This is a genomic window from Pseudomonas sp. W3I7, assembly GCF_030816095.1.
Taxonomy (GTDB): Bacteria; Pseudomonadota; Gammaproteobacteria; order Pseudomonadales; family Pseudomonadaceae; genus Aquipseudomonas; species Aquipseudomonas salomonii.
Genome location: NZ_JAUSXP010000001.1, coordinates 6,515,375 through 6,536,912 on the forward strand (window position 1 = coordinate 6,515,375; position 21,538 = coordinate 6,536,912).

A 21,538-nucleotide genomic window follows, 5' to 3' on the forward strand; every position below is an offset into this window, starting at 1 on the left:
ATCGTTTGCGCGATACCCCTGTGAATCGCTCAAGTATTGCCCGCGCTTGCCGAATAAGGTGTGCTGGAACCCCCATTATCCAGCGTTTCCCACCCGATAATTTGCCGAGCTGCGCTAAGAGATCAGGATGATCCTGGCCCCGGCCAGGAGCTGTCATGTCTCAACCTCGCGCTCGGATCGCCTCTCAGTTAGGCCTTGCCTTGGCCGTTATTTTAGCGGTCGTCATCAGCGGCAGTACGGTGTTTGCCCTGCGTTCCCTCGACTCGGCCAACCTCGACACCCGCGAGGAACACCTGGCCAGCGAGGCCCGCTTGCTGGCCGACCAACTCAACACCTTCCACAGCACCTTGCGCGAGAGCACTCAGCGATTGAGCGGGCTGTTTGAAAAGCGCTTTGGCGCCGGCTTGAGCGTGCGCCCGGACCAACAGGTTGCGGTGGCCGGTGTGCAGACCCCAAGCCTGCTCCTGGGCGATGAGGTGTTGAACAACAACTTCGCAGAGGTGGACGAGTTCAAGCAGATGTCCGGCGGCGTGGCCACGGTGTTTGTGCGCAGTGGCGAAGACTTCATCCGCATCAGCACCTCCCTGACCAAACAAGACGGCAATCGCGCCATCGGGACTGTGCTGGATCACCAGCATCCGGCTTACCAGCGCCTTTTGGCCGGGCAGAATTACATTGGGCGGGCGGTGTTGTTTGATCGTGCCTACATGACCCAGTACAGCCCCGTGCGCGATGCCGCCGGCAAGGTGATCGCCGTGTTGTTTATCGGCTTTGATTACACCGATGAGCAAAAGGCCCAGTTCGACAATCTCAAACGCTTCCGTATCGGCCACACCGGCTCGCTCGCCTTGTTGGACGAACAGAAGCACTGGCTGGTGCCACCGGCCGGTGTGCAGGCGTTAGACCAGGCAGTCCCGGTGATGCTTGATCTGGCCAGGAACCCAGGCAAAGGTCGCTTCTGGAGCGACAAGGACGAAGACTTCTACAGCGTTGCGGTGCCGTTCGACGGCGGGCCGTGGTCGGTGGTGGCGAGTATGCCGAAGTCCGAAATACGTGCAGTCACTTGGGCGGTCGGTATTCGCCTGGTGATCGGTAGCGTGCTGGCGATGTTGCTGGCAGTAGGCGCGGCGGTGTGGTTGCTGCGCAGCAAATTGCAGCCTTTGAGCGACTTGGTACGCCAGGCCGAAGCCTTGGGTGCCGGCGATTTGAGCGCTCGCTTGAATGTGTCCAGCCATGACGAAATCGGCCAGTTGGCGAGCAGCTTCAACCAGATGGGTGAGGCGCTGTCGACCATGGTCTCGCACATCCGTAAAGCGGCCGAAGAGGTCAACAGCCGAGCCCAGGCGTTGTCCGGCCTGTCGGGTGGGGCCTATGAGGGCATGGAGCAACAGTCCGGCGAAATCACCAGCATGGCTGGCGCAGTGGAAGAGTTCAGCGCCACCTCGCTGAACATCGCCGACAACATGGGCAATACCGAGCGACTGGCCCAGGAAAACGCCCAGCAGACGCGTATTGGCCGCACCTCGATGCAAGAGGCGTCGTCGTCGCTGGAGCATATCGCCACCGCCCTGAACAGCACGGCCACGGTGATCAACACCTTGGGCCAGCGCTCCCAGGAAATTGGCGGGATCGTCGGCGTGATCACCTCGATTGCCGAGCAAACCAACCTGCTGGCGCTCAACGCCGCCATCGAGGCGGCGCGGGCCGGTGAACAAGGTCGGGGCTTTGCGGTGGTTGCCGACGAAGTGCGCAACCTGGCCTCTCGCACGCGCCAGGCCACCGACGAAATCTCGGTGATGATCCAAAGCATCCAGCAGGAAACCGGCAACGCCATCAGCACCATGGAACACGGCAACGTGTTGATGCAGGAAGGCCTGTCGCGCAACGCCGACGTGGCCTCGGCCCTGGCGCGCATCGACGAGCAAAGCCGTTCGGCAGGCCAGCAATTTGCTGCCATCACCACCGCGACCCAGGAGCAGAGCAGCACCGCCAACGTGCTGAGCAGCAACCTGCAGAGCATTGCCCTGGCCAACAGCGAACAGCGCGAAGTGGTGTCGAACCTGGCCATTACCGCCAAGGAACTGGAAACCCTGGCGGCCGGTTTGCGGCATGAGGTCGACCGTTTTCGTTAAGGCTTAATGCTCGCCCAGGCCTGGGTCCACGCGCTTGCCGATGTCCTTGAGGCGCGCCAGTTGGTCGACCATCCCCGGTGCCTCGTCCATGCTGGTGACGAAGGTCCACAGGTAGGTCATGACCGCGTAGATGTGGCCGGCCTTGACCGCCGGCGACAAAGCCAGCTGGCTGATCGCGACCACAAACAGCAGGGCTGCCAGCGTGCCGAGAAACAGGTACGCGGCGGCCTCGCGGTCGGACAGCCAGATGCGCAGGCGTGACAGCACCTGGTAGTGGCGACGCAAGGTGGGTGCGCCGACTTTTTCTACCAGGCCGATTTCCTTCTCCAGGCGATCATTCAGGCGCTCATGCAGCTCCTGGTTGCGCTGGGCAAAGCGTGGCAGCAGCGTCACGCACAGCAGCAGGGCGGCCAGGCATGCCAGGCCGACCCACGGCTCAATCACGATCAGCATCACCGCCGCGCCAATAATCGAGACCAGCGCCGTGGCGATAATCGGCACGTGCTTTTCAAAGAAGTCGACGAATTCACGCGCAAGCACCACCCGCGCGGCGGATTTTGAGGTGCTGTGATTCTGCTGGCGCTGGTTGAGAATCACCGGCACCGCAAGGTCGGCGTAGATCCGCGTAAAGGTGCGCGTATCCAGCGCCCGCCGCGCCGCGCCGACCACCCAGAACGCCATCACCACCAACGCATAGAACAACGCGCTGGTGGCATCGCCACGGATAATCGAGTCCACCGCAAACCCGGCAAACAGCGGGTAGGCCAGCAGCAGCGCATTCTCCAACGCCACCAGTGACAGTGTGCAGAACAGCTTGCCGGGGTAAGCCTTGGCAATCGCCTTGAGCGTTTGGCCGGCGGATTGCTGGCCGATTTTCTTGCTTTCTTCAATCAGGATTTGCGGGGTCACGGATGACATGAGTGCACCAAAGGGGTGATAGACGCTATTATTGAGCGACTGCTCAAGTATCCTTGAGCGATCGCTCAAAAAGCAAGCGCCGCTTATCTACCGGTGCCTGAAGGAATTGCCCATGTCGCGTATCGACCGTAAAGACCAGATCATCGCCGCCGCCCTGGAGCTGTTTCGCAGCAAGGGTTTTGCCGATGTGTCCACCCGTGACCTGGCCGAGCATGCCGGCCTGTCGCGCAGCCACGTCTATCACTACTTCAGCGACTGGAACGAACTGCGTCGCGAAGCCTTTGTGCGCTTTGCCAACGAGCAATTGGATGAAGTGCGCGAGCCGTTGGTGGATGCGCCGCCGCTTGAGGCGCTGGTGGGTTTTTTGCGTGATTGCCTGCCGAGCACCGCTGATGCCGGCTGGGCGTTGTGGCTGGATGCCTGGGATGAAGCCATGCACGACCCGCAAATGGCCCAGGCGTATCTGGTGATCAATGCGCAGTGGCAAGGCATGCTCGCCGAGGTGATTGAGCGAGGCGTGGCTGAGGGTGTATTCCGCTGCGAATCGCCGCAACGCGCGGCCCGGCAAATTTTCGCATTGGCGATGGGGTATGCCGACGACCTGATGCTCAAGCCGTCTGTGGAGTCGGCCGAAGCGGTGCTCGATGAGGTCATGGAAGTGGCGCAGCTGCTGCTGGGTTTTTCCGCATAAGGCTTAGCCCATTGCGGCAGGCCGGTACTGCAAGGCCTCCTGCAAATGATGCCGGGCAATGTTTTCAGCCTGTTCAAGGTCGGCCAGGGTGCGCGCCACCTTGAGTAAACGATGGGCTGCGCGCAGGGACAAGGTCAGTCGTTCGCAGGCGCTTTCCAGCCAGCTTTCATCGGCCTTTGCCAGTTGGCAGTGCTTGCGCAGGCCTGGCAGGTCCAGAAAGGCATTGGCGCAGCCTTGGCGTTTTTGCTGGCGCTCACGGGCCTCGGCGACTTGCGTCGAGGCTGTTGCGGTATTGTCGCCATCCTGTTGGAGCGGGTTCAGCGCGGTGGCTTCCCGGGCAACAGTGAGGTGCAAGTCGATCCGATCCAGCAATGGCCCCGACAGCTTGTTGCGGTAGCGCTGGATTTGCTCCGGCGTACACCGACAGCGCCCGCTGGGTTCGCCCAAATAGCCGCAAGGGCAGGGGTTCATGGCGGCCACCAATTGAAACCGTGCCGGAAAACTCACCCGGTCACGAGCGCGGGAGATCACGATATGCCCGGATTCGAGCGGCTCGCGCAACACTTCCAATACCTTGCGATCAAACTCCGGCAGCTCATCCAGAAACAGCACGCCATGATGGGCCAGGGTGATTTCCCCCGGCTGCGGTTTTGACCCGCCGCCTACCAGCGCCGGCCCCGACGCCGAATGGTGCGGCTGACGGAACGGGCGGTGCGGCCAATGGCTCAATGGCGCCAGGCTGACCACTGACTGGATGGCCGCCACTTCCAGGGCTTCCTGCTCACTCAAGGGCGGCAGCAAGCCAGGCAGGCGGCTGGCGAGCAAGGTCTTGCCGGTGCCGGGTGGCCCACTGAGCAGCAGGTTGTGCGCGCCCGCCGCCGCGATCAGCAGTGCACGCTTGGCGGCCAGCTGGCCTTGCACCTCACTCAAGTCCGGGTAGGGCTTGTTCAAGTACAGCAAACCGTCGGATTTATACGGCTCAATCGGCACAACCCCATTCAGGTGCGCCACCACTTGCAGCAAGTGGTCCACTGCAATCACCTTCAACCCCGACGCCAGGCACGCCTCCTCGGCATTCGCCCGCGGCACTATCACGGTGCGCCCGGCCTTGCGTGCGGCCAGTGCGGCCGGCAGCACACCTTTGACCGCCCGCACCTCGCCCGACAGTGCCAATTCCCCCAGGCATTCCACGTCATCGAGCATCAATGCCGGCACTTGCACGCTGGCGGCCAGGATGCCCAAGGCAATCGCCAAATCAAAACGCCCGCCATCCTTGGGCAGGTCGGCGGGCGCGAGATTGAGGGTGATACGACGGGCCGGGTATTGCAGGGCGGAGTTGAGGATGGCGCTGCGCACGCGGTCCTTGCTTTCTCTGACGGCGCTTTATGAGCGGTATAATGGACAATGAATTTTTTTGGAGATAGGTGAGATGACCGCGCGCGTGTATAGCTATAAACGCATTTCAAGCCGCAATCAAAGGGAAGGAACAGGAATAGATAGACAGGAGGCACTTATTGAAGAATACCTGTCTCGGCACAACCTCGAAATGACCGAAGAGTTTGTTGATATTGGCATCTCTGGGTTTCGGGGTAAAAATGCACGCACGGGGGCGTTGAAACAATTTCTAAACCTCATTTCATCTGGGGCTATTCGGGCAAATGATATTTTACTGGTAGAGAACTTCGACCGCCTGACTAGAATGAATGGGATTGATGCAACTAAGCTTGTTGTGGATATTCTCTCAGCAAAAATCATCATAGTCACACTTGCCGACAATCAAATTTACGATTATCGCCAAGAGGACCATTCAAACATCTTATTTAAAATCAATTTCGTCTTAAGCCGAGCTAATGAGGAAAGCAGAATCAAACGAAATCGCTCGCTTGGCGCATGGAAAAAGAAGCACAGCGAAGCCAAGTCATTAAATAAAGTAATGACAAGAAAACTACCTTACTGGATTAGATATGATGAGCAAACGCAAAAACTTACTCTTATAGAGAGTAGAGCTAATGAAGTAAGAAGGATTTTTGATCTTTTAGAAATTTACGGTTGTTCAAGAACGGCTAATGAAATTAATAGTACTCAAAGCGATAAGAAATGGACTTTAATAGCGATTAGACATTTATCCCGATCAAAGTCAGTATATGGATGTCTCGAGATCTATAAAACCAAATCCGCATCTGGTGAAGGAGCAGAATATGAAGAGCTTGAAAACTACTTTCCGGCCGTGATTTCAAAAGAGTATTTTTTTAATATTCAGACTAAATTGAATGCCAGAGCAGAGACGCATGAAAAAGCAGGACGGGAAAGTAAGGGTTTTAGGAATATTTTCAAAGGCGTAATTTTTTGTGCGCATTGCAATACGGCTCTTCATCAAAATTTCACTAAACGGAAAGGTAAGGAGTATATGTACCTCCTCTGTGCCAAAAGTTTAGTTGGTGCTTGCCCAGCAGGTCGAAAAATTTTTATTCCTTACAATTACATTGCCGAACCATTCATGATGTATTACAAGAATTATGGCCTTGAAAAGATAATTAGAAAGTCTGGTGATGTTCAGAGTCTACTTGAAATTCGAAACGCACAAAATGCTGAGATGGATGACAAACAGAGCACCGTCGATAGGATGGTTGAGAGCATTGCATCAAACGGCGGGAATATATCACCCACGCTGTTAAATATGATCAGAAAAATTGAAAGCGAAATTGAGGAACTGAAGCGAAAACGCGATGTAGCAGATATTGAAATCTCTAAAATAAATTCCTTTGTTCAAACTGAAACAGCCATTAATAAATCCGATATTGATCAACTGCTGGAAAGCGAGGAAGGACGGATAAGGTTCAACATGTTCCTGAAAGAGAGCGAGGTCAAAATAAGAGTACTAAAACGCTTTGAAGACAGTAAGCCATTCGAAGGGCAGGACTTCAAAGACGAACACAAAATGAGCGACGTTGTAATAAACAATAAGGCATTAAAGTTTGGCATGTCATTTTATTTTGACCGGAAGAAAGCGATTTTGCCTGATGGTGAATATCACTATTATACAAAAAAGTTTATATCTAAATTTAGAGGGGACTTTATTATTACTCAAAACTCAAGGGCGGACTTTGACTGACATAGCAAGCAGTAGGTAAACATGTTTTTTCCTTTGACTTGGTCTCGGTCTACTCACGGAGCGTCAATAGGATGCAGGTACCCGGGCGCGTTGGCGGAGCCTACCCACGGGCTGTGCGAGCAGTGTTTGCTACGGTTTAGGTGCCTTGCGAGCCTTTCCAACAAGCTCAACAAGCCTTTTAAGCTCATCAGCATCAGCATTGTGGATAACCTCGAAGAGGAATGCCCTTTGCTCGATCTCGCCTTCAAAATCCGCGAAAAATTCTTTGACTGGCACACCTAGAATTTCAGAAAACTTGTACACAGCTTCGATGGTGGGCACGTACTCACCAGTTTCATATCGGCTGATCGTCTTAGGGTCGAATCCCGACATATTGCCCAGCTCAGCTTGGGTGATTCCTTTCGCGACCCTGAATTTCTTTATCGCCTTTGCAAGAACCACAGTATTCAGCCTGTTCACACATTTCAAGCAAGCACTTAACTGTAAAAATCCATCTCTACCAACGCTCTGTGCCATCGAATTTCTTGCCAAAAATACGATGGCCTGCGTAGAATTTGCATTAGGCATCAGACGGTCACCATGCCGTTTGTCAGAGGCCCAGTCGGGCAATCAGGTCGAGGGTAAAGGGAATGGCGGATCGGGACGATGACGGCTTCTATAGGTCGCATGATGGGCAGAGGTATGAGACTCACCATCAGGCAAATGAGAAAGACAAAGCCTATGGTCGGGAAATGCGTGAGACGTACCAAAAGGAAGTGAGCCTCAAGGGAAACCTTGTTCAAATTATTTACCTGTTTATCTGCGTTCTTGTCTTCGCCGCAGCCCAAGGTGCCCAAAGTGGTTTGGGATACATCCTCCTTTTGCCCATGGTTTGGGGACTTTACGCGCTAACCAAATTCGTCAACAAGTTCACCCAGGAACAGCGTGATCGGGTGTTTATGTGGACACTTCTTATTGTTATAGCTGTATCAATTACAATGATGATCAAAGGAATGGGAAAATGATGAATAACGTAAGCAGACTTGTCTTTACGGCGTTGCTCTTTTCAACAGCTACTTTCGTACAGGCTGCCGTAAACTTTTCAAAAAATGAAAGCTACAGTCAAAGTCAGGTCAGCGCAGACATCCAAGGTTTTGGAAACGAGGTTATAGACCAAGTAGGAAAATCGAAATACATAAAATTTGATCAGCAAGGTACCGAGTATGCGTTTTCAATTGTACGAATGGGTTCTAATGATGTGAAATATACGGGCAATCCTAATGACATCAAAGGTATAGTTTTCTTGCTAGTGAGAGCGTATAAAGATGGTTTCGAGCTCCCTAGCCAAGTAAGCACTTTTACTCCAAGCAATTACAATAACGCTATCAAAATAGTGAAGATGGATCGGAATGATGAACGACCTTACGAGTTTGATTTGGGCATGGACGCTGACAAAAAACTTTATATAATCAATAGCCCAACTAGTGTTGGTCAACTCCAGCAGGTTGATGAAATTAAGAAAGATGTGCCACTAACTGAACGCCAAAAGAAATTTATTTGGTGACCGTATTAAAAAGGCAGTAGAGCAAATCTACTGCTGCTCCAGCTTTTTACTGATCACGCAGCCACGCTTTTGATTTAGATCTTCTTGGATAATTCTAAAATAACTGTCGCAACCTTTAAATACGCGGTCATCAGCTAGTTAGTACTTTAAAAGCTTCATTCACGATTTTATGTAAATGCGACATTATTGCATTAAAGCGACAGCACTAAAATATAGACAATAAAAAAGAGCCTTTCGGCTCTTGCATTATTTTTTTATTTGTTATAATTAAGTTACCACGCAAAATTAAACAAATGAAAACTATCCATAACTCAATTATACCTTTTTTAAATAAAAAACAAACAATAAGCAAGGAAAACTTTGAAAAGATCTATGCTGATGCTGCCATGTATCAGAAAAAAGACATATCAGTATTAGAGCTTTCTCAAAAACTCAAAGTCGTTATAGCCCAATTAAGTATCTCTACGAAAACATTTGAATTCTCACACTCATACAAAGTAGTTATTGACGTACCTTTTCTAAACAGTGAAGAGGCAGAAGATAACGGGCTATATAAAATTATCCAGTCGCAAGAAAAGTCTCTACGAGTCTTACAAGGAAAAAAGAAAGTAGACTTCTCATTCCAAGAAAAAATAGATGACTACGACAAAGAGACAATCGCCTTTGCAAATGTAATCAATAAGTTGTTCTGCTATCTTTCTGTCAACGAGAACCTGAAAGACCTAATACTGCAAGCGAGTTCAGTCGAGCTATATAAGAAGGAACTCGAAGATATAACACTATACAAAAACATAAAATTTTCAGACTTGAGGTGCGCGGGGACGATATATGACAAGCTCGATGAATATTTTATCACCGATGAAGCTTTAAGTTTTGCTAGTGATATGACATTCATGAATAAAGAATTTGACAAAAAAGACAAAAGAACATTTCGTCGTTTACGAAATGTCATAAGAAAAATTGCGCGTAAACAAAGAGAAATTCACTTAATGAAAAATCGCAAGATAGGAAAAAATGGTGAAACATATTGTAGTGAAGAATTACTAAAATATCAGCACGAAAAAGACATTGAGCAACAAGATTTTGTTACTAATACAGACGTAATCTATACAAACGAACTAACTGGAAAAGAAGAGTCAATACCTCTTGCACAGTTCGCGTTGACTGACGAACGTAAAGCATCTGAAATCTACATGAAAGTTAAAGACTTGGAAAAAGAGGCAGAGAAAAAAGGTTACGTCGCTTTATTCACCACATTTACTTGCCCTGCAGAGTTTCATTCGAATCCGTCAACGGGCCGCAATTGTTGGGATGGATCAACACCTAGGCAAGCTTCTAACTGGCTTTCGGAAAGGCTGGTAGCCCTGAATAAAGACAGAGAGCGACACTCAATTGAGACGCTTGGCATGTGGTGTAAAGAGGCTCACAAAGACCAATGCGTTCATATGCACTCGATGTTTTTCGTTAATCCATCTCAAATCGATGAGTTGATTGACCTGATAAACAAGCACTTCTCTCACAGCCCTAGCGCCGTGAGGATCGTGCGTATTTCAAAAGAAGAGGCTAAAAAAAGCGGTAAACGAGCTGCGAGCCCAGCAAGTTACATTACGAAATACGTTATTAAAAGCTTGCGCGATAAGTCTGATGATTCAATGAAAAACAAAGCCGTTGCAAGACTATGGGGGTATCGCATGTACGGTTTTTTTGGAAAAACGAAAACGATGCTGTGGCGGACTTTTGACAGGTATTTTGGTAAAGAACCGAATGAATTAAAATCAAATTTTAGCAACAGGGTTTTTTTTAGATTAGCAGAGTTAAGAAAAGAAAATAAATTCTGGGAGTTCTGCGAGTACGCAGATAACTTTGTGAAATCTATCATTTTAGAATTTGATGCGGAAACGCCCAGCGGATTTGAATATATAAAAAAAGTTAAATGGGGCTATCGCGTTAAGGGCACAGATGATTGTCTGCAGACGAAATTCAATTGCCGACTAAAAACCAGCGGTTCTGGCTATTAGTTTGACTTGGCTTTAAAGATTGAAACGAACCAATAAAGAATTTTTCTGTTCACTCATTAGCTTCAACAGTTTTTCATCCGTTTCTTGATCGTCGAATAACTTTTTTGCCTTCGATTTCCTGTGAGTTGCATCAGCCTTTCTCATTTTAGCTTCATCTGGTTTTTCAGGTTCTCCCGTTGCAAGAAACTCACCATCTTCTGGTACATCTATTTCAGATGCAGAATGAGCTGGGAATAAATCGGACAATGAAACCCCAGAGTTAAGCAAATTATCGACTTCTAAACTTTCTTTTTTTAGCGCGCAGAAATGCCTGTCAATAAGTTTTATATTAGCGCTGGGATATTTTTTTTGGTTTGACTGGATTCGCTCGTATAAAGAACATAAGTCAGCTTTATTAGGTTGATAATTTATTACTTCCTGACCCATTAATGCGCAGACTAGCCAAGTTTTTCTTTTAAAGACTTCATTACCATCAGCGAAGAACGGGCCTTTATTCCCGTTTATAAGAAGGGCTTGAATACCAGCTTTTATGCTTAGCTCAGTTGGGTTTATAAAAGAAACGATATTATCCTTTACTGAAAATCGAGAGTTGTATTTTTCATCTTTGCTTGTGTAGTTAATACCGTCTAACGTTTGAAATTTTATGTAAAGACTTTCGCGACGGTTAATTTTGGGCTTGGTATCAAGCTCTGGGACTGCGGAGATTTCACCAGTTTCTTCTATTTGCTGTAAGGACTCACAGCGAAGAATTAACTGTGCAATGCCGTCCTCATCGACATTGAATTTCTCAGCAAGTTTACTGATTTGAAAACCGATTGAGCTAGGCTTGATCGAAATAGAACTCTTGGTGATGTAATACCCGGTTAGCTTCTTCGGATCAGTTTTGCTCTTGTTTGTTCGAATCGTAAAACCGTGCGAGATCATCATCTCAAATAGCGCCAGAGGCTTATCGACATCACATAGTATTTCCTTGAGCTCCTTTGTGTATCTTCTTAGATCACTTGTTTGTCCTGTATAGCTTTCATGTTGCTTTGCTTTGTAATTCAATCTCGTAAAATTAGTATCATTCCTACTATATGAAATTTGTTGATTTTTTAGCTTATATTTTTTTTCGAGATTTTGAGCAAGGGCTTCCAAAGCTCGGTAATTATCCTTTTTGAAAAAAGGATTTTTGTCAAAATCTCTATTTTCCATGACTAGATGTAAATGAGGGGTTTTTGGTATCCCGGTGAACAGCGATCAAAAAGTTTCGGTTATCACAAAAATGCATCGTCACTAATTCATTGCCGATCAGCAATAATTCATCATCAGATATATCTTCATGTTTTTCTTCAAACGATACAACATAGTGGATTTCATTGCTTTTCTGTCGCGTTGTTAACCGGCTGTTAAAATCCCTTTGAATCTCACTTGCTGTCTCGTTAATGTCTTTCATGTTTATAGGAATGTTTCCACCAACACGAACGGCTTTTAGTAAAATATAACGAATGAGATTTTTTGTATTAGGTCTAACGCGAGGTATTTCTTTGATTATCATTATTTACCCCAAGATCAATTCAATGAGGTCCGTACTACCTGCCATAAGCTTTTTATCAACTATATCAATTCGCGTGATCAAATACTCAACTGCCTCTTTCAGCTTCGTTTCATTTGTTGAATTTTCCAAAACGTATCTATTGATATAATCACAGACTTTAGTCAGCCCCTCGTCGTTAGCAAACGAAATATTAGAATTTGAAAAAATAACCTGATAAACAGAAAAGTCATTTAGAAATTTATGGAGCTGTGTGGAAAAGGATTTATCTTGCTCTTCAAGAGCCCGTAATTTTTTTTGATAAAGTGCGAATTCTTCTTGTGAAAAACTAATCGTATATTGCTTCTCGCGCTTTGAAAACTGATCATAAAACAGTGGTTGATTTATTGAGACTTCGGCACCTGGATTTCTTGAAGTTTGAATTGAGAGTGTATCGAACAATAATGGCTTTGTATTTACTCTGACTTCCAACACTTTATTGATAGCGCTGCTGATTACCTTTGTTACAGTAGCGTCGGCCGTGTCAATTCTATTGAGGTTTGTATGCAGGTTAACAATGATTTGATTGTATCTTCTAAATTCCAACGCATTAGTGTTTTTTGAAATTACGACATAACTACGCTCATTTAAGAAGTGTTGCTTGAAGGCAGTAGAAAGCGAGAATTTTCCAGGTGCTATCTTGTTGTATTCTTTTCTTAATTGTTCAATAACCATTGAATTTATTTCAGTTAAGCGCGTGCCTACTTTATATTTTTTCATAATCGATTTTTTCGTTATGATAATATAATAGCATTATATTTTTAATTGCTGGCATCTTACATCGCTTTCAGATACGACCCTTGTGGGAGTATCTTTGTCCCAATGACTGACAGTATGGGAAGGAGTAGGGCAAGCATAAAATAACCGAACGACGTTAGTCGTGTTGGTTTTTTATTCTGCTTGCTTCTTTTGATTTGGATTAAATTTTAACTCCCTGACAAAGGAGAATTTTAATTCTGCTTTGTCAGGGATGTAAGCTACTGAAGATTAGTGCTGTCGAGAAGCGCCTGATATTGGTCGGGGTCTTTTTGTCTCATCGTGTCCAGCACGAAATTTGCTAGCCTAGTAATTTCAGGAACATCGAGAGGCCTCATACTTCTATCAAATATTTCTTCCAGATGTGATAGTTCATTATTAATCCTATTTGCCAAGCTTGTAGCTATTTGGTCTCCCCCAAAAAAGGCCTTTAGTTTTTCGTCGTTAGATTTGTTATTTGGAAATTTGTAAAATAGATAAGCTTCAAGAAATTTTCTGAGATTGTTTCCGAAGTTATAAAAGGATTCGTGTCCGATCTCTATAGCCGTAGAATTAGCACAGGCATGTACCTGGCTGAACAAATAGTTAAATTCAGTAACGTACTGCTTCAGATACTTGGGCATCAATTTCAAATGACTTACATCGTTTGAACGCTCAAGTATAAAATACTCACAGTCAATTTTGGGCTTTGGGGAATTATCCATCGGTTTGGATAGTTTTTTAAGGTACTTCAAGAAGTCTAAATTATGAGTCGAGATGAAAAGCTGACTATACTTATAGGTGTTTTTTTGATTTGGTATCTTTATTGGGCTTGCAAGTACGTGCTCTATGAGACTATAGACAAAGAAAATATGGTTGCTGTCCAAGCTTGAGATTGGGTCATCAATCCATACGATAAGTTCTTTTCCCTGCGTTTCAACGTCCTCCAATTTCGCAATAAAGTAGCAGAAAGCAACGAGACTACACTCTCCTTCACTGAGATTTTCCGCAGGTAAATCACCACGAAATATTTTAAAGTTTATTTCTGTTACCGCTTCATTATCTAACGCTGACAGCTTTAAACCGGTATGACCAAAGTGATTTTCGAGGTAGTGATTGACGCGCTCCGCTCCTCTTCTTTCGTCTTTGAGTTTGTTCTTTAATGCCTGAATGTCTTTTTCAAGCTGAAGTATTTCTGTGCTTGTCTTGCTTTTGGTTTCGGCTTTTGAAGTGACTTCGCTATTAAGGTCATCTATCGCGTTAAGCTCTTTTTTATAGGATATATCGGTTACAAATTTTGAAACTTCGTCGAGACGCAATACGGTTCTTGCGGTTGATTGGTCATTGTCTAGAGTTTCCGTTTTCTTGTTGTGTTTTGTTACCACTTCTGACACAGAGCTATAAATTGACTCTATATCTAGATTTTCAGGCATTAATGTGGGTGTAGGAAATGTGCGGAAAATATCGTCAAGCCGTAATGACAATACGGTCGTAATTAATAGTAAGTTGTCATCATATTGTTTAATGGCTTCTAAAAACTGTTCATTTAAACCTGAAAACTCTTCATGATAAGTGCTATAAAAATCCAACTGCTTTATCGGCAGCGATTTAGGTATTTGCTCTCGCTCTGTATTAATTCTATCTAAAAGCGCTTGGATGTCAGTCCGCAAGCTGTCGGACTCTTTACTAAAGTGCGCGTCTAATTTTGACCATAGGTCTGCCGATATCGGACTACCACAAAATGCGCATGTTGACCGAACATTTTTGTGGCTTTCAATTCCCTCACGAACCCACTTTTGCAATAAAGCATCGTTGATTAAGTCCTGGATGCTTTGAGTCGGCTTGACTTCCTTTTCAAGCAAGAGCCGAGCTTCCGCTAAGAACGCGTTTCTTTTGTCGGTGAATTTTTGGCCAAATACTATTTCTGGTTTTGCTTGATCATTCAATAACGTAATGAATTCAGCTTGTTGTTCAGGTGTAAGGTTTGGCTGTGGCTTCTTATCCAGAGCGGTAATATCAGCCTTGATGTTAGTAATCGTATAAGTGAATTGCCTATAGTTCGGATTTGTTTTTATAGGCCCATTGGCTTTGTCACGAAGTTTGTTATCCAACACAGTTTGTGCAGTTTTCGCCCGAGTTTGAACAGCCGTTAGGTCATCGGACTCTATTTTCAACTGATGTCGCAGACTGCCACTAATATCTTCTGTGCCGAGCAGGTTTTCCTTTTCTTCAATTTCTTTCTCGAGTGTTATGTTTTCGTCACCCAATACAGCAAATGGTTTTATACTTCCGTCAGGGTTTGAAAGCCATCGAAGATTATCGTCAACAAAATCTTTGTTATAAACTCTAACGCTGTACTGACAAGTATCTAAATTTTGCTGATTTAGTAATTCAGCTGCTTCGTGTGAAAAGCTGTATTCAGCATTCAAATACTTATCATGTTTCTTTTTTAATTCTAGGCTTCGGACAATTCTGGAAAGACTGGTTTTTCCGGAATAATTTCGGCCATAAATAATGTTAAGTTTTTTAAATTTACCTATCGTCCGACCTTCATCTCTGACTGAAACGTCCCAGTCAAAATCCTTGAAGACAGCAAAATTCTTAATCTTATTGATTTTTGTGAACACAGCCCGCTCCTTGTGCTTGCCTATGGTGGCAGATTGCTCGCCATCTACAATCTGGCACACACGGAGACATTATTGAAGAACGAAGATTTTTAAATTTTCTTAAAATCGCCAGTAAAATTCAGTTCCGGCAAACCCACTGGCATCAACGCGCATGCCGTTGGCCGTATGCAATTCGACGGTCACTACGAGGCTATGGCGCTAATTGGAGCGTGACTATGGAGGATGGCAGAGACACGCCTGTCCTTGAGGTAGGATCGCTTACTGCGGCTAGTCAGCGAGAGCCGGGTAGTGTGCCGAGACAGGCTCAAACTTTCGCAGAATGTTGGGAGCGCCTCTGTAAGGCGAAACGTGAACGCGCGTGTCGTGCTGACCCAATCAGTTGTGGGATGCTTTATTGAGCATACCCAGACCAATGAAGAACCAGAGTAAAGGGGGTGGGGGCGGAGCCTGAATCGGACTAGTTTGACTCGATTTATGTCCGTCCCTCGGTTGCAAGTACTTCTATAAAGCGAGCGCTTTTGAACAAGCGCACATATTACAAGCTTTTTAAGCATGTAAAAAATCAGGATATTTCGCAAGCTACAATAGAGTAATCATCCCGAATCTTTCGTGTTTCAATTCTTGCTTTAATTGCATTTAAAAACTCGGTTAGAGACTGGTTACTCAAAGACAAGTCTCGTATCTCTGTTTTTTGTATTAGCGAATGCGCACCGTCAGTGAGTAAGATTAATCTATCCCCGCGCTCTACTTCAAAAGTATTTAGTTGTAATTCGTGCTGGTCGGCAGCGTTCATAACCGAGAGCAATATATTTTTCCTATGATAATTTTGCGCCATTTTCTTATTCAGAATCCCGTCATCTAACAGTCTCTGAACCTCGGACTGATCTTTGGTTCTTGAAACCAGCCCCTTTCCTCGCAGATGATAAATGCGACAATCACCAACGTGCCCTACTGACGCAGCATTATCCCGGATAAATAGAAGGCTCAATGTCGTAGCCATATCCTTGTAGTCACCTTGGCTACTCGATGCTATGGCGTTTTTCACCTCTTCAAATGCTGACTCAATAGACACATCTATATTTTGTTCAAACAGATGTGAAATTACCCTTACAGCTGTTTTTGAAGCCAAAGCTCCGCCTGGCTTCCCACCCATTCCATCAGCAACCGCAAGCAAAACAGCATCACTCCCCAGTTCTTTTATTAAGGTGGAGTCCTCGTTTGGCTTGCTTCTACCAGCCATGGAAAAAGAGTCTGAAGTGTATTTCATACGTGTCATGCTAATGGCAATAGAATAGGGTGAAGATTTGCTTTGTGAAAGCCGATAGATCGCGTCATATGTGCAACTTGCCTCGCGAAGTCAATTCGTTGAACTTCGATTTCAATTCGGATTCGTTCAGCTTGAGCGTCAGGTATGTCCGCACCTAACATGCCTGCTGCTTTTCTCTCTACATACCAGCGGTTGTGGGATGTGCCGAGATACAGCAATGCCAATGCGATGTTAGCTTTTAAATCTAGTCCGGAGCCATTATAAAAACACTCGGCCTTGCTCGCTAAAACGTCGCAGTAATCGAAGTTGAAGCTATTACCATTTATATGTTCTGAAAAAAAGCTTCCCATAGCTACAAACAAATTGGGAGCTTGAGAGTTCAAAAACTGGATATGGTCAATGGACAATGCTTCTAGAATATTCTTTGTGTCTTGATTTTTTGATATGTTTCGTTCTATTTGAATAAATACCAAATCCCACTCATCGTCATTTAGCTGCTTTCCATTGCGGAGTAATTCAACTACTGACTCCTCGCCTGATGAGTTAAATGTTACTGGCTGCGTATTTAAAACTTGGTACAACTCGTCCCGAAGTATTGAGACGTTAGCGTAACGCCGAATGGGAAGACGTTTGGTACACTTTTCTATGATTTTACCGATATGACCGGGCAGAGTTAACTCGGTATAAGGTATGCGCTGAGCCGAATTCCCAAAAACATCGTGTAGTATTGCGCCGAATGCGTAAATATCTGCGCTCGGAGTCGCTTGACGGAAGTTGCCAATTAGTTCCGGCGCGGCATAATTTTCCGTTCCACCGTTAGCATTTGTGCCAGTCAACGTAGATGATTGACTATTTGACGCGCTCATCAAACCAAAATCGGATATAGCGTAGAAAAACTTTCCCTCTGATGAGGTAAATCTTAAAATGTTTGCAGGCTTGAGGTCCCTATGGGTTATCCCCAAACTATGAATATGCTCGAGACCTGCGAGTATATCAAAAAGAGCGGTATGCAGATTCTCTCCCAACGTGGGATCATAATCCAGCTCTTCTCTTAGTGTGCAATCCGCAAGCGGCATAATGAAAAATGGCGGATTTGACTCTAGATATTGCTCTAATATGACTACGACGTTTGGGTGGCTTATCTGACTTTGATACCGTACTTCCCTGATGAATCTCTGCTTTAGGTGCTCATCACCTACCGCATGAATCAGATGGGGTTGGGGGTCATATACTTTCTGCGCAAATTGTTGGCCAGTTTGGTTTGCAATAATATCAACCCGAGCGAACCCGCCACGCCCTTTTTCCTTAATAAAAACATAATTCATGTTTCATATTTCCCTATCAGTTTCAGTCGATTTCCTACTGCCAACGCCAGTTGCAATGCGCTAAATCTAGCAGCATATCAATTTTGGCTCGCGAAGTCCCTCAAAGGAAAAATCTCGAGCGAGGTATTTTTTTCAATTAAATAGCTAGTAAAGCGCGGTTTCCGGCAGGCCCACCAAGGTCAGCGATGGAAGACCATTGGCCATATGCACTTCGACGGTAACGGCGGGGGCTTCTACGCCAATTTGGGCACGGCTGTGGACGATGGCGAGGGACATGCTCGTTCCTTGAGTGGGGAAGCCGCTTCCTGCGGGTTTTTCAAGGGTAGACGAGGTGGGGAGGAGCGAGACGGGGGAGTGTTTACAGAACGTATCCAAAGAGCGATGCAAAACACATGTGGGAGCGGGCTTGCTCGCGAATGCGGTGGGTCAGCCAACATCTAGGTGTCTGACAGATTGCATTCGCGAGCAAGCCCGCTCCCACATTTTGACCGAGTTGTGACCGTTATTCGGCAGCGGGTGACAGCCGCGCCTCCAGCTCCGCCACCTTCGCCTCCAGACTCTCCAACCGCGCACGGGTGCGGGCCAGTACGACCATCTGGCTGTCAAATTCTTCCCGGCTCACCAGGTCGAGCTTGCTGAAGCCGCTTTGCAGCAGGGCCTTGAACTGGCTTTCGATTTCGTTGCGGGGCAGCGGGGTTTCGCCGCTGAACAGGCGAGAGGCGTGGCCGCTCAGGGCGTCGAGGAGGTCTTTGGGCGCGAGCATGGGAAATATTCCGGAAAACTGTTGGCCGGCAGTGTATCACGCAGCGTCTATAGTCTTTTTCACGGCAGCGAGCGCACGCTTTTCGCGCAGAGGGGCGGGCGGTGGCGCACTGTTTTTGTGCGCATTGGTGCCGCGCAAACGCCCTGCAGGTGGGCATAAGTGGGCAAAGGACTGATTTCAGTGATTTTTACGGAGCTGGCAAGGTTTCTGCTTAGACGATCATGACCCATGCACTGATGCAGTCGCTGTGACGAATGCAGTGCGCCGACGGATCAGGGGTACAGGTTTCGTCACCAGTGGTTCGCTGGCGTCGCAACGGCAAATGCCGAGGCGACGACGCGTTACAAAGCCAGGCACTGCGCTTAGACTTGAGACGGGTTTGTTTTCCTGGGGCAAGTCCACCAATTCGGGAGAGAGTTTTCATGAAGCTAGTCACTGCCATCATCAAGCCGTTCAAGTTGGACGATGTTCGCGAGTCACTGTCCGAGATCGGCGTGCAGGGCATTACCGTTACTGAGGTCAAAGGCTTCGGTCGGCAGAAGGGTCACACCGAGCTGTATCGCGGCGCGGAATACGTGGTCGATTTCCTGCCAAAGGTGAAGATTGATGTCGCCATTGACGACAAGGATCTTGACCGGGTTATCGAGGCGATAACCAAGGCGGCCAACACCGGCAAGATCGGTGACGGCAAGATCTTTGTGGTCAATCTGGAACAGGCTATTCGCATCCGTACCGGCGAAACCGATACCGACGCAATCTAAGCCGCCAAACCCCCAACGCCCCAGGAGAAAACAATATGACTCTGCGTAAATTCGCAGGGCTAGGAGCCCTGTTGTCCCTCGTAATGCCGGCCCTGGCATTGGCGGCGGACCCAGCCCCTGCTCCAGTCCTCAATTCCGGCGACACGGCGTGGATGCTCACATCCACCGCGCTGGTACTGTTCATGACCATTCCGGGCCTGGCGCTGTTCTACGGCGGCATGGTGCGCTCCAAAAACATTCTTTCCGTGATGATGCAGTGCTTCGCCATCACCGGGCTGATCACCATCCTGTGGTTCGTTTACGGCTACAGCATGGCGTTCGACACCACCGGTATGGAAGCAGGCGTCGTCAACCTCAACTCGTTCGTGGGCGGCCTGTCCAAACTGTTCCTGTCGGGTGTAACCCCGGCGAGCATCACCGGCCCTGCGGCGCTGTTCCCTGAGGCGGTGTTCGTCACCTTCCAGATGACCTTTGCCATCATTACCCCTGCGCTGATCGTTGGTGCATTCGCCGAGCGTATGAAGTTCTCCGCGATGCTGATCTTCATGGGCGTCTGGTTCACCCTGGTGTATGCGCCGATTGCCCACATGGTGTGGGGCGGCCCGGGCTCGTTGATGGGTGATTGGGGCGTGCTGGATTTCGCCGGCGGCACTGTAGTGCACATCAACGCCGGTGTGGCCGGCCTGGTGGCGTGCCTGGTACTCGGCAAGCGTAAAGGCTTCCCGACCACCCCAATGGCACCGCATAACCTGGGTTACACCCTGATTGGTGCAGCCATGCTGTGGGTTGGCTGGTTCGGCTTCAACGCAGGCTCTGCTGCTGCTGCCAACGGCACTGCCGGCATGGCGATGCTGGTGACTCAAATTGCTACCGCTGCCGCCGCACTGGGCTGGATGTTCGCCGAGTGGGTCACCCACGGCAAGCCAAGCGCACTGGGCATTGCCTCGGGCGTAGTCGCCGGTCTGGTTGCAATCACCCCGGCTGCCGGCACCGTAGGCCCGATGGGCGCCCTGGTCATCGGCCTGGCGGCAGGCGTGGTGTGCTTCTTCTGCGCCACTACCCTGAAACGCAAACTGGGCTACGACGACTCCCTGGACGCCTTCGGCGTGCACGGTATCGGCGGTATCCTCGGCGCGATCCTCACTGGCGTGTTCGCAGCGCCATCGCTGGGCGGCTTCAACGCGGCCACCACTGACATCGCGGCGCAAGTCTGGATCCAGTGCAAAGGCGTGGGTTTCACCGTGATCTACACGGCCATCGTGACCTTCATCATCCTCAAAGTGCTGGACATGGTGATGGGCCTGCGCGTGACCGAAGAAGAAGAGGCGGTGGGCCTCGACCTGGCGCAACACAACGAGCGCGGCTACAACTTGTAAGTACGCGAAAAAAAGATGCCCGGCTTGCCGGGCATTTTTTTGCCTGATGTTTGTCTGTGGCTAAAGGCGGATGGGTTTTTTGCCGAGTTTGTGATGGGATCCACACGGCACTTTTGAGGGTGCGAAAGTCTTACATGCATGTAGGCGTATTCGACACTTTGTTTTTTCCCAGACCGCGCTAGAATGCGCGCCGATGGGCGGAGAACTGTATGTGGCAACAGACCCTGATTACCCTGCGGGCCAAGCCCCGGGGCTTTCACCTGGTAACGGATGAGTTGCTTGCCGGCCTGCCTGAATTGAAGGCGTGTCGCGTAGGCCTGTTGCATTTGTGGCTGCAGCACACCTCGGCCTCGTTGACCATCAACGAGAATGCCGACCCGGCGGTTCGCCGTGACTTCGAGCGTTTTTTCAACTCGCTGGTGCCGCAAGGGCGTGCAGGGTTCGAACATAACGACGAAGGTCCGGATGATCTGCCGGCGCACTTCAAGGCCAGTCTGCTGGGCTGCCAGTTGAGTTTGCCGGTCAAGGCCGGCCGCTTGGCGATAGGGACTTGGCAAGGTGTTTATCTGGGCGAGCACCGAGATCATGGCGGTGCTCGTAAAGTCCTCGCCACGTTGCACGGTGATGGGGCATAAGCCACTGGAAACCCGGTGGATATTGATTTTTTTCCGGCGACCTCGACAGAGGGTAAAGCTGG

18 protein-coding genes and 2 pseudogenes are annotated in these 21,538 nt (G+C 48.2%); 9 read left to right on the forward strand and 11 right to left on the reverse strand.

Annotated elements, in window-relative coordinates; genetic code table 11:
- Positions 1–155 precede the first annotated feature (155 nt).
- Positions 156–2,132 (forward strand): methyl-accepting chemotaxis protein, encoded by a 1,977-nt coding sequence (locus QF043_RS29745; RefSeq protein ID WP_307421180.1) that lies wholly within the window; start codon positions 156–158, stop codon positions 2,130–2,132.
- A 3-nt stretch (positions 2,133–2,135) separates the two neighbouring features.
- On the opposite strand, the gene QF043_RS29750 is transcribed toward QF043_RS29745, so the two are convergent.
- On the reverse strand, positions 2,136–3,050 hold the full coding sequence (locus tag QF043_RS29750; RefSeq protein ID WP_305456597.1) for an ABC transporter six-transmembrane domain-containing protein: 915 nt from the start codon (positions 3,048–3,050) through the stop codon (positions 2,136–2,138).
- Positions 3,051–3,162: 112 nt separating this feature from the next.
- Between QF043_RS29750 and QF043_RS29755 the strand changes: the two genes are divergently transcribed.
- Positions 3,163–3,741 (forward strand): TetR/AcrR family transcriptional regulator, encoded by a 579-nt coding sequence (locus QF043_RS29755; protein ID WP_307421181.1) that lies wholly within the window; start codon positions 3,163–3,165, stop codon positions 3,739–3,741.
- A 3-nt stretch (positions 3,742–3,744) separates the two neighbouring features.
- Here the strand turns inward: QF043_RS29755 and QF043_RS29760 are convergent.
- Positions 3,745–5,124 (reverse strand): annotated as a pseudogene (locus tag QF043_RS29760) (YifB family Mg chelatase-like AAA ATPase); the annotation flags it as partial.
- Positions 5,125–5,170: 46 nt separating this feature from the next.
- Between QF043_RS29760 and QF043_RS29765 the strand changes: the two are divergent.
- Positions 5,171–6,853: a recombinase family protein gene (locus QF043_RS29765; RefSeq protein WP_307421182.1), complete on the forward strand. Its 1,683-nt coding sequence runs from the start codon at positions 5,171–5,173 to the stop codon at positions 6,851–6,853.
- Between the two features lie 129 nt (positions 6,854–6,982).
- Here QF043_RS29765 and QF043_RS29770 read toward each other — a convergent pair whose 3' ends face one another.
- A complete protein-coding gene (locus tag QF043_RS29770; protein WP_307421552.1) occupies positions 6,983–7,303 on the reverse strand; it encodes a helix-turn-helix domain-containing protein in 321 nt (106 codons plus the stop codon).
- Between the two features lie 179 nt (positions 7,304–7,482).
- On the opposite strand from QF043_RS29770, the gene QF043_RS29775 reads away from it, so the two are divergent.
- The 3 genes from QF043_RS29775 to QF043_RS29785 all read left to right on the forward strand — a co-directional run bounded on the left by QF043_RS29775 (position 7,483) and on the right by QF043_RS29785 (position 10,414).
- Positions 7,483–7,857, forward strand: coding sequence for a hypothetical protein (locus QF043_RS29775; protein WP_307421183.1), 375 nt, complete (start codon positions 7,483–7,485; stop codon positions 7,855–7,857).
- On the forward strand, positions 7,854–8,396 hold the full coding sequence (locus QF043_RS29780; protein ID WP_307421184.1) for a hypothetical protein: 543 nt from the start codon (positions 7,854–7,856) through the stop codon (positions 8,394–8,396). The genes QF043_RS29775 and QF043_RS29780 overlap by 4 nt, the downstream gene beginning before the upstream one ends.
- Before the next feature lie 293 nt (positions 8,397–8,689).
- Complete coding sequence (locus QF043_RS29785) at positions 8,690–10,414, forward strand: replication endonuclease (protein ID WP_307421185.1); 1,725 nt, start codon at positions 8,690–8,692, stop codon at positions 10,412–10,414.
- 12 nt (positions 10,415–10,426) lie between these two features.
- Here the strand turns inward: QF043_RS29785 and QF043_RS29790 are convergent, their stop codons facing one another.
- The 8 genes and pseudogenes from QF043_RS29790 to QF043_RS29825 form a co-directional block, all read right to left on the reverse strand.
- Positions 10,427–11,608, reverse strand: coding sequence for a hypothetical protein (locus QF043_RS29790; protein WP_307421186.1), 1,182 nt, complete (start codon positions 11,606–11,608; stop codon positions 10,427–10,429).
- A complete protein-coding gene (locus QF043_RS29795; protein ID WP_307421187.1) occupies positions 11,598–11,951 on the reverse strand; it encodes a relaxase/mobilization nuclease domain-containing protein in 354 nt (117 codons plus the stop codon). Before QF043_RS29795 ends, QF043_RS29790 begins: the two co-directional genes overlap by 11 nt.
- Positions 11,952–11,954: 3 nt before the next feature.
- Positions 11,955–12,707: a hypothetical protein gene (locus tag QF043_RS29800; RefSeq protein WP_307421188.1), complete on the reverse strand. Its 753-nt coding sequence runs from the start codon at positions 12,705–12,707 to the stop codon at positions 11,955–11,957.
- A gap of 257 nt (positions 12,708–12,964) precedes the next feature.
- Positions 12,965–15,349 carry an AAA family ATPase gene (locus QF043_RS29805; RefSeq protein WP_307421189.1) on the reverse strand — a complete coding sequence of 795 codons (2,385 nt, stop codon included), beginning with the start codon at positions 15,347–15,349 and terminating at the stop codon, positions 12,965–12,967.
- Between the two features lie 562 nt (positions 15,350–15,911).
- The gene (locus QF043_RS29810; protein WP_307421190.1) at positions 15,912–16,625 is read right to left on the reverse strand and encodes a PP2C family serine/threonine-protein phosphatase; all 714 of its coding nucleotides are present in this window, start codon (positions 16,623–16,625) and stop codon (positions 15,912–15,914) included.
- Complete coding sequence (locus QF043_RS29815; protein ID WP_307421191.1) at positions 16,622–17,941, reverse strand: serine/threonine-protein kinase; 1,320 nt, start codon at positions 17,939–17,941, stop codon at positions 16,622–16,624. The genes QF043_RS29810 and QF043_RS29815 overlap by 4 nt, the downstream gene beginning before the upstream one ends.
- Before the next feature lie 150 nt (positions 17,942–18,091).
- Positions 18,092–18,217 (reverse strand): annotated as a pseudogene (locus QF043_RS29820) (hypothetical protein); the annotation flags it as partial.
- Between the two features lie 226 nt (positions 18,218–18,443).
- Positions 18,444–18,704 (reverse strand): accessory factor UbiK family protein, encoded by a 261-nt coding sequence (locus QF043_RS29825; RefSeq protein ID WP_307421193.1) that lies wholly within the window; start codon positions 18,702–18,704, stop codon positions 18,444–18,446.
- A 422-nt stretch (positions 18,705–19,126) separates the two neighbouring features.
- Between QF043_RS29825 and glnK the strand changes: the two genes are divergently transcribed.
- The 3 genes from glnK (at position 19,127) to QF043_RS29840 (ending at position 21,476) form a co-directional block, all read left to right on the forward strand.
- Positions 19,127–19,465 carry a P-II family nitrogen regulator gene (gene glnK / locus QF043_RS29830; protein WP_002555808.1) on the forward strand — a complete coding sequence of 113 codons (339 nt, stop codon included), beginning with the start codon at positions 19,127–19,129 and terminating at the stop codon, positions 19,463–19,465.
- A 35-nt stretch (positions 19,466–19,500) separates the two neighbouring features.
- Positions 19,501–20,841, forward strand: a complete 1,341-nt coding sequence (locus tag QF043_RS29835) for an ammonium transporter (RefSeq protein WP_138813331.1) — start codon at positions 19,501–19,503, stop codon at positions 20,839–20,841.
- Between the two features lie 209 nt (positions 20,842–21,050).
- Positions 21,051–21,476 (forward strand): secondary thiamine-phosphate synthase enzyme YjbQ, encoded by a 426-nt coding sequence (locus tag QF043_RS29840; protein WP_056860808.1) that lies wholly within the window; start codon positions 21,051–21,053, stop codon positions 21,474–21,476.
- Positions 21,477–21,538: the final 62 nt, after the last annotated feature.

What these genes read in the sequence shown, in the direction of transcription:
- QF043_RS29745 (WP_307421180.1), top strand. Translation starts at nt 156, where the DNA reads ATGTCTCAACCTCGCGCTCGGATCGCCTCTCAGTTAGGCCTTGCCTTG.
- QF043_RS29750 (WP_305456597.1), bottom strand. Translation starts at nt 3,050, where the DNA reads ATGTCATCCGTGACCCCGCAAATCCTGATTGAAGAAAGCAAGAAAATC.
- QF043_RS29755 (WP_307421181.1), top strand. Translation starts at nt 3,163, where the DNA reads ATGTCGCGTATCGACCGTAAAGACCAGATCATCGCCGCCGCCCTGGAG.
- QF043_RS29765 (WP_307421182.1), top strand. Translation starts at nt 5,171, where the DNA reads ATGACCGCGCGCGTGTATAGCTATAAACGCATTTCAAGCCGCAATCAA.
- QF043_RS29775 (WP_307421183.1), top strand. Translation starts at nt 7,483, where the DNA reads ATGGCGGATCGGGACGATGACGGCTTCTATAGGTCGCATGATGGGCAG.
- QF043_RS29780 (WP_307421184.1), top strand. Translation starts at nt 7,854, where the DNA reads ATGATGAATAACGTAAGCAGACTTGTCTTTACGGCGTTGCTCTTTTCA.
- QF043_RS29785 (WP_307421185.1), top strand. Translation starts at nt 8,690, where the DNA reads ATGAAAACTATCCATAACTCAATTATACCTTTTTTAAATAAAAAACAA.
- QF043_RS29790 (WP_307421186.1), bottom strand. Translation starts at nt 11,608, where the DNA reads ATGGAAAATAGAGATTTTGACAAAAATCCTTTTTTCAAAAAGGATAAT.
- QF043_RS29795 (WP_307421187.1), bottom strand. Translation starts at nt 11,951, where the DNA reads ATGATAATCAAAGAAATACCTCGCGTTAGACCTAATACAAAAAATCTC.
- QF043_RS29800 (WP_307421188.1), bottom strand. Translation starts at nt 12,707, where the DNA reads ATGAAAAAATATAAAGTAGGCACGCGCTTAACTGAAATAAATTCAATG.
- QF043_RS29810 (WP_307421190.1), bottom strand. Translation starts at nt 16,625, where the DNA reads ATGACACGTATGAAATACACTTCAGACTCTTTTTCCATGGCTGGTAGA.
- QF043_RS29815 (WP_307421191.1), bottom strand. Translation starts at nt 17,941, where the DNA reads ATGAATTATGTTTTTATTAAGGAAAAAGGGCGTGGCGGGTTCGCTCGG.
- QF043_RS29825 (WP_307421193.1), bottom strand. Translation starts at nt 18,704, where the DNA reads ATGCTCGCGCCCAAAGACCTCCTCGACGCCCTGAGCGGCCACGCCTCT.
- glnK (WP_002555808.1), top strand. Translation starts at nt 19,127, where the DNA reads ATGAAGCTAGTCACTGCCATCATCAAGCCGTTCAAGTTGGACGATGTT.
- QF043_RS29835 (WP_138813331.1), top strand. Translation starts at nt 19,501, where the DNA reads ATGACTCTGCGTAAATTCGCAGGGCTAGGAGCCCTGTTGTCCCTCGTA.
- QF043_RS29840 (WP_056860808.1), top strand. Translation starts at nt 21,051, where the DNA reads ATGTGGCAACAGACCCTGATTACCCTGCGGGCCAAGCCCCGGGGCTTT.